Below are 7,631 nucleotides of genomic sequence, written 5' to 3' on the forward strand. Positions count from 1 at the left end.
CTCACCGTGGACTATGCGAACCATCTCGCGGACGCCCGTTCCCTGCTCGCCGACCACCCCGTGGTCGACGGCCACAACGACCTGCCCTGGGCGCTGCGCACCCGGGTCCGCTACGACCTGGACCGGCTCGACATCGCCGCCGACCAGACCGGCCGGCTGCACACCGACATCCCCCGGCTGCGGGCCGGCGGGGTCGGAGCGCAGTTCTGGTCCGTGTTCGTACGGAGCGACTACACCGGCGACGAGGCGGTCAGCGCCACACTGGAGCAGATCGACGTGGTCGGGCAGCTCCTCGCCCGCTATCCGGACCACCTGGTCCGCGCCCTGACCGCCGACGACATGGAGGCGGCACGGACCGAAGGGCGTATCGCCTCCCTCATGGGGGCCGAGGGCGGGCACTCCATCAACAACTCGCTCGCCACCCTGCGGGCCCTCTACTCGCTGGGCGTGCGCTATATGACGCTCACGCACAACGACAACAACGCCTGGGCGGACTCCGCGACCGACGAGCCGCGCGTCGGCGGGCTCTCGGCCTTCGGCCGTGAGGTCGTGCGGGAGATGAACCGTATCGGCATGCTCGTGGACCTCTCGCATGTGGCCGTGACGACGATGCGGGACGCCCTGGGCACCTCCTCAGCGCCGGTGGTGTTCTCCCACTCCTCGGCCCGGGCGGTCTGCGACCACCCGAGGAACATCCCGGACGACGTCCTGGAGCGGCTGCCCGTGAACGGGGGCGTGGCGATGGCCACGTTCGTACCCAAGTTCATCCTGCCCGCGGCGGTCGCCTGGACCGCCGCGGCGGACGAGAACATGACGGCGCACGGGCTGCACCCGCTGGACACCACCGAGGCGGGAATGAGGGTCCAGCGGGCGTTCGCCGCCGCCAACCCGCAGCCGGTGGCCACGGCGTCCACGGTCGCCGACCACCTGGACCATATGCGCGAGGCGGCCGGTGTCGACCACATCGGCATCGGCGGGGACTTCGACGGGACGGCCTTCACCCCGGCCGGCCTCGACGATGTGGCGGGCTATCCCAACCTGGTTGCGGAGCTGCTGCGGCGCGGCTGGTCCAAGCCGGACCTGGCCAAGCTGACCTGGCAGAACGCGGTACGGGTGCTGCGGGACGCGGAGTCGGTCGCCCGGGACCTCAGCGCGGTACGCGGCCCGTCGAACGCGACCCTGGACTCGCTCGACACCGTCTGACCCCGCGCACCGTCCAGCAGCTCAGGCGCGAGGCCGCCCCATGGCCCGGTAGGTCCATCCGGCCTCGCGCCACTTCGCCCCGTCCAGCGCGTTGCGGCCGTCCAGCAGGATGCGCCGGGAAACCGCTTCGCCCAGCTCGGCGGGGTCCAGGTCGCGGAACTCACGCCACTCGGTCAGATGCAGCACCACATCAGCACCGCGCACCGCCTCCAGGGCGCTGTCCGCGTAGCCGAGGGTGGGGAACAGCAGCCGCGCGTTGGCCATGCCCTTCGGGTCGTACACGGTGACCTGGCCGCCCTGGAGATGGATCTGCCCGGCCACGTTCAGCGCCGGTGAGTCGCGTACGTCGTCGGAGTCCGGCTTGAACGTCGCGCCGAGCACCGCGACCCGCTTGCCGAGGAACGAGTCGCCGCCCACGGCCTCCCTGGACAGCTCCACCATGTGCCCGCGGCGGCGCATGTTGATCGAGTCCACCTCGCGCAGGAAGGTCAGCGCCTGGTCGGCCCCCAGCTCTCCGGCACGGGCCATGAAGGCGCGGATGTCCTTCGGCAGGCAGCCGCCACCGAAGCCGATGCCCGCCCGCAGGAACTTGGCGCCGATCCGATCGTCATGGCCGATCGCCTCCGCGAGCTTCGCCACGTCGCCGCCCGCGGCCTCGCAGACCTCGGCCATGGCGTTGATGAAGGAGATCTTGGTGGCCAGGAAGGAGTTCGCGGAGGTCTTCACCAGCTCCGCCGTCGGGAAGTCCGTCACCACGAACGGCGAGCCCTCACCGATCGGGGTCGCGTACACCTCGCGCAGCAGCTTCTCGGCGCGCTCGCTCCGCACACCCGCGACGATCCGGTCCGGGTGCAGTGTGTCGCGCACGGCGAAGCCCTCACGCAGGAACTCCGGGTTCCACGCCAGCTCCACGTCCTCCGGCGCGCGCTCGGCGAGCAGCCGTCCGAGCCGCTCGGCGGAGCCGACCGGCACGGTCGACTTGCCCACGACGAGCGAGCCGCCGGTGACACGGGGCGCGAGCGCGTGGAACGCGGCGTCGACGTAGGACATGTCGCAGGCGTACTCACCGTGCTTCTGCGGAGTGTTCACGCAGACGAAGTGCACGTCCCCGCGGAATTCCGCCAGCTCGTCCCAGGAGGTGGTGAAGCGCAGCCGCCCGGTCGATCCCTCGATGCCCGCGACATGCTTCGCCAGCAGTTCCTCGAGGCCAGGCTCGTACATCGGGACACGGCCGGCCGCGAGCATCTCGATCTTCTCGGGCACGACATCGAGGCCGAGCACCTCGAAGCCCAGCTCCGCCATGGCCGCCGCATGCGTGGCGCCGAGATATCCGGTGCCGATCACGGTGATCTTGAGGGCCATTCGGTGCTCCTGAGGGGTGCGGGGGAGATCCGGCCCGAGCATAGTCGTGCCGCGACAAGGGCATTTTCCCGCTGTCAGATAGCTCACGTACGCCTGGCCCGCACCGACCACTAGAATTTGTGTTACTTAACGGTAATTAGCAGCGGCTGGGGAGCGACCGACCTAGGCGCCTGAGGGAGATAAGCACCGTGCCTGACTTCGACCTGTACCGCCCGTCCGAGGAGCACGACATGCTCCGCGAGACGGTACGTTCGCTCGCCGAGGCGAAGATCGCCCCCTTCGCGGCGGCGGTGGACGAGGAGGCCCGCTTCCCGCAGGAGGCCCTCGACGCGCTCGTCGCCTCCGACCTGCACGCCGTCCACGTCCCCGAGGAGTACGGCGGCGCCGGCGCCGACGCGCTGGCCACCGTGATCGTCATCGAGGAGGTCGCCCGTGTGTGCGTCTCCTCCTCCCTCATCCCCGCCGTCAACAAGCTCGGCTCGCTGCCGGTGATCCTCTCCGGCTCCGAGGAGCTGAAGAAGAAGTACATGAGCCCGCTCGCCAAGGGCGACGCGATGTTCTCGTACTGCCTCTCCGAGCCGGACGCCGGCTCCGACGCCGCCGGAATGAAGACCCGGGCCGTCCGCGACGGCGACCACTACATCCTCAACGGTGTGAAGCGCTGGATCACCAACGCCGGTGTCTCCGAGTACTACACGGTCATGGCCGTCACCGACCCGGAGAAGCGCTCCAAGGGCATCTCCGCCTTCGTGGTCGAGAAGGGCGACGAGGGCGTCTCCTTCGGCGCCCCCGAGAAGAAGCTCGGCATCAAGGGCTCGCCGACCCGTGAGGTCTACCTCGACAACGTCCGCATCCCCGCCGACCGCATGATCGGCGCCGAGGGCACCGGCTTCGCCACCGCCATGAAGACCCTGGACCACACCCGCATCACCATCGCGGCCCAGGCCCTGGGTGTCGCGCAGGGCGCGCTCGACTACGCCAAGGGCTATGTCCAGGAGCGCAAGCAGTTCGGCAAGCCGATCGCCGACTTCCAGGGCATCCAGTTCATGCTCGCCGACATGGCCATGAAGATCGAGGCCGCCCGCCAGCTCACCTACTCGGCCGCCGCCAAGTCCGAGCGCGGCGACGGCGACCTGACCTTCCACGGCGCGGCGGCGAAGTGCTTCGCCTCCGATGTCGCCATGGAGGTCACCACGGACGCGGTCCAGCTCCTCGGCGGCTACGGCTACACCCGTGACTACCCGGTGGAGCGCATGATGCGCGACGCCAAGATCACCCAGATTTACGAAGGCACGAACCAGGTCCAGCGGATCGTGATGGCGAGGAACCTGCCGTAGCAGGGTTTTCGCAGGCCAGCGGATGCGCGCGGGAAAGCAGCCGCTGACCGGCACGGACAGCACGACAACAGCCCCCGGCGTCACCACGCCGGGGGCTGCTGTCGTGGCGGGGGCAGCTTCGCCGCCAGGCCACCGCCACCTCCACGGTCACGATCCCGGCGCTCACCCCGCAGGCGAACAGCCCCGGTGAGCAAGTACGCAGATCTGCGACGGCGCGAATCAGATCCAGCGCATCGTGATGGCGCGCAACCTGCCGCCGTAGGGTGCTGACATGCCGTCACCGCAGTGCTATCTCGCCCAACTCTTCTCCCTGGACGCCTTGGTGGCCCTGGTGACCGGCGGGAGTTCCGGTATCGGCGGCGCTATCGCGGGTGCCCTGGCGCGGGCAGGGGCGAGTGTGGTGATCATGGCGCGCGGGGCGGAGCAACTTGGCGCGAAGGCAGAAGAGTTGGCTGCCGACGGCTGCCGGGTGGGCTGGGTCAGTGCCGACTTGGGGACCCGCGACGGGGCCCGCAGAGGGGCCGAGGAGGCGGTTGGTGTGTTCGGGGAGCCGGACATCCTGGTCAATGCCGCCGGGATCAACCTCAGGTCGCCCATGGGGGAGCTCGGCGAGGACCTGTGGGACGCCACGATGGCGGTGAACCTGGAGGCGCCCTATCTGCTCGGGGAGCGGTTCGGGCCGCGGATGGCCGAGCGGGGTTTCGGGCGGATCATCCACATCACCTCCCAGCAGGCGCACCGCGCCTTTGCGCACAGCGGTGCCTACGGGGTGTCCAAGGGGGCGCTGGAGTCGCTGGCCCGTTCGCAGGCCGAGGCGTGGTCCCGGTATGGAGTCACCTGCAACACGCTCGTGCCAGGCTTTGTGCCGACGCCTCTGAACGCCCGGCTGTCGTCCGATCCGGAGAGGGTGTCGGCCCTGGCCGCGCGAACCATGGTCGGGCGCAACGGGCTGCCGGACGACTTCGCGGCTGCCGCGGTGTTCCTGGCGAGTCGGGCGTCCGGGTATGTCACCGGGCAGGCGCTGTTCGTCGACGGCGGGTTCTCCGTGCACTGAGCGGGTCCGGTACGGGCCCGGCGACGGTCCGCAGCCTGCCTGCCGTACCCCGTGGGGGACCGCCGCCCGGGTGCAGTTGTTCAGCCTTCTTGGGCAGCGCAGCGGCGCGCCTGTTTGAAGTGGATCTCCGGAGTCTACGGATCCCGGCGCGAGTCACGAGATCACGGCTCGCCTACCTCGTCCGAAGGAGATACCCCCCATGTCCCGACACTCGCGCTGGCTCGTCGCCCTGGCGGCGGCCACCACCGTCGCCGCCCTTGCCGCTCCGGCCGTGGCCACCGAGCAGATAGCCGTGACCGAGACGACCGCCGCCGAGAAGACGACCGACGCCGCCGAGGCGACGGATGCAGCCGAGACGGTCACTCTGGCCGACATCCTGGCAGCCGTCGAGAAGTCACCCGCGTCCTCCGAGCTGAACATGTCGTTCGGTGGCGAGGACCGCAAGCCGATGTCCGTCAGTGACAACTCCTTCTACAACGGGGAGACCGTCGAATTCCGGGCCACGGGATATGAACCGGGCGAAGTCGTGTACGTGCGGCTTATTCCGACCGCGTCGTTCCGGCTCGACGGCGAGGAGGGCGACATCGGCGAGGACGACGAGGCCAACCCGTTCACCGACTTCGGAGATCCGCGTCGCGACCGCCACACGGTGCTGCTCGGCATCTTCGCCGCCGACGAGGACGGTGTGGTGACCGGTGAGGTCACCATCGAGGACCGCTTCAGCCGGAACGGCGAGGTTCGTCCGGGTGACTACCTCTTCCAGGTCGTGGGTGAGGAGTCCCAGCTCTGGCAGTACGTGCGCGTGACGATCCTGCCGTCGCGGGACGGTCGTGGTGAGCACGGTCGTGGCTCGCACGGTCGTGGTGAGCACAGCTGGCGCGAGCACGGTGACGACGAGAAGAAGAGCCGCGACGAGCAGAGCAGCGACGACGAGCACGGCCGCAAGCACGGCGGCAGCGAACACAGTTGGCGCGAGCACGGCCGTGACGAGCACGAGAAGCGAGAAGCGCACGAGCAGGAAGGCGCGCACAAGAAGGAAGCCGCGCCCGAGAAGGAGTACGCGCACAAGAAGGAAAGCGCGCACAAGAAGGAAGCTGCGCCCGAGAAGGAAAGCGCGCCCGAGAAGGAGTCCGCGCACAAGCAGGAAAAGGCCGAGCACGGCCACGGCAAGCCGCGGGCCTGACCTGGCCCCAGCTTCGCGCGCCATAGGCGTCGCGGCGCCGTTTCCCCCTCCTCTTTCCCCCGCTGAAAGGATTCGCATGTCCAGATCCAAGGGCGCCGCACGAGTACTGGGCACCAGTGTGTGCCTGGGCTCGCTTCTGGCGCTGTCCGCGCCCGCGGCCTCCGCGACGACCCCGAGGCTCAGCTGTACCGAGATCGAGTCCGGAGTGGTCTCCTGCCTGCTTCCCGACAGTGTCTCCCAGATCGAAACCTCCTCGCTGCTGAATGCCGCGCAGGAAGAGACGGAAACCCAGCTCACCGACGCCACCCCGATGGTCATCACCGCCTTCGGCGGGGCCGGCCGGTACGGCGACAACGGTGGCGGCCTCTACCAGGGCGGCAGCGGCGGTGCCGGCGGCATGGCCCAGACCACCACCACCATCAGCGATTACCGGGAGAACTACGGTTCTTCGACTCTGCATTACCACGTCGGTGAGTTGGGGGGTACCTCCGCGGGTGGCCGCGGCGGCGCCGCGACGCTTGTCTCAGGCGTCGATCTCACCCAGGAGGACCCGTGCATCGACAACCACGGAACCTGCACGGACACGACGCTGCTCCTTGACGCCGCCGGCGGCGGTGGTGGCGGGCAGGGCAATGCCAACGGCTCCGGCGGCACTGGTGGTGACGGCGGTGTCGCCGTGTCCGGCCAGATCATCTCCGCGGGTGCCGATGGTCACGACGGCCTTGCCGTCAGGGGGACGCTCACCCGTACCGGCCGGGGCGGGGAAGGCGGATCCGAGGGCGAAGGCGGCGCAGGGGGCAGGGGCGGCGGCGGCTCCCGCAGCAAGGACGGCACGGATGGCCGGGACGGTGCCGGCGGTCTGGGCGGCCCGGTGCACACCCCCCACGGGCCCAACGCGGGCGCGTCCTGGGTCACCGTCTCCCAACTGTTCTTCGGACCCTCGGGGCAGGGCGGCCAGGGTCAGTGGCGCGTCAACGCGGTCAACTACGGCAGCGGTGCAGGCGGCGGTGGCGGCTGGGGCGGTGGCGGTGGTGGCGGCGGTGGCGGTGAGGCCGTCGCGGGCGGTGGCGGAGGTGGCGGCGGAAGCTGGGCCGTCCCCGACACCGCGAGCGCCGTACCCGCTGCCCCGGCCATCTCCAACCCCAACAGCGCCGGGCCCGGCTCCGTCTTTGTGACGTTCGTGGGCACCGTCGCGGGGGCCGCCACGTCCGGCGGCGGCACCGGCGACGAGCCCGACGGCACCGGCCGCGACGCTGACACGGCGGCGCCCGACAGCGGTGGCACCACCGACCAGGGCCGCGACAGCACTGAAGGGGCCAGCGCCAGTAGCGACGAGGCCCGGGACAAGGACGACGAGGCCCGGGACAAGGACGACGAGGCCCGGGACAAGGACGACGAGGCCCGCGACAAGGACGACGAGGCCCGCGACAAGGACGACGAGGCCCGCGACAAGGACGACGAGGCCCGCGACAAGGACGACGAGGCCCGCAAG

General features: G+C 70.1%; 5 protein-coding genes and 1 pseudogene. 5 read left to right on the top strand and 1 reads right to left on the bottom strand.

Annotation, left to right across the window (positions count from 1 at the left end):
* Positions 1–6 precede the first annotated feature (6 nt).
* Positions 7–1,203, top strand: a complete 1,197-nt coding sequence (locus tag ACFWI9_RS06135; protein WP_387159327.1) for a dipeptidase — start codon at positions 7–9, stop codon at positions 1,201–1,203.
* A gap of 21 nt (positions 1,204–1,224) precedes the next feature.
* On the opposite strand, the gene ACFWI9_RS06140 is transcribed toward ACFWI9_RS06135, so the two are convergent.
* Positions 1,225–2,565 (bottom strand): UDP-glucose dehydrogenase family protein, encoded by a 1,341-nt coding sequence (locus tag ACFWI9_RS06140; RefSeq protein ID WP_387159317.1) that lies wholly within the window; start codon positions 2,563–2,565, stop codon positions 1,225–1,227.
* Positions 2,566–2,744: 179 nt separating this feature from the next.
* On the opposite strand from ACFWI9_RS06140, the gene ACFWI9_RS06145 reads away from it, so the two are divergent.
* The 4 genes and pseudogenes from ACFWI9_RS06145 to ACFWI9_RS06160 form a co-directional block, all read left to right on the top strand.
* A complete protein-coding gene (locus ACFWI9_RS06145; protein ID WP_387159328.1) occupies positions 2,745–3,902 on the top strand; it encodes an acyl-CoA dehydrogenase in 1,158 nt (385 codons plus the stop codon).
* 271 nt (positions 3,903–4,173) lie between these two features.
* Positions 4,174–4,956 carry an SDR family NAD(P)-dependent oxidoreductase gene (locus ACFWI9_RS06150; protein ID WP_387159318.1) on the top strand — a complete coding sequence of 261 codons (783 nt, stop codon included), beginning with the start codon at positions 4,174–4,176 and terminating at the stop codon, positions 4,954–4,956.
* Positions 4,957–5,155: 199 nt separating this feature from the next.
* Positions 5,156–6,139 carry a hypothetical protein gene (locus ACFWI9_RS06155; protein ID WP_387159319.1) on the top strand — a complete coding sequence of 328 codons (984 nt, stop codon included), beginning with the start codon at positions 5,156–5,158 and terminating at the stop codon, positions 6,137–6,139.
* Positions 6,140–6,215: 76 nt separating this feature from the next.
* A pseudogene (locus tag ACFWI9_RS06160) lies at positions 6,216–7,631 on the top strand (hypothetical protein); the annotation flags it as partial.

Origin of the sequence: Streptomyces sp. NPDC127084, assembly GCF_042724175.1 — a bacterium.
GTDB lineage: Bacteria > Actinomycetota > Actinomycetes > Streptomycetales > Streptomycetaceae > Streptomyces.

Coding starts and splice junctions, on each gene's coding strand:
- ACFWI9_RS06140 (WP_387159317.1), bottom strand. CDS start 2,565: ATGGCCCTCAAGATCACCGTGATCGGCACCGGATATCTCGGCGCCACG.
- ACFWI9_RS06150 (WP_387159318.1), top strand. CDS start 4,174: ATGCCGTCACCGCAGTGCTATCTCGCCCAACTCTTCTCCCTGGACGCC.
- ACFWI9_RS06155 (WP_387159319.1), top strand. CDS start 5,156: ATGTCCCGACACTCGCGCTGGCTCGTCGCCCTGGCGGCGGCCACCACC.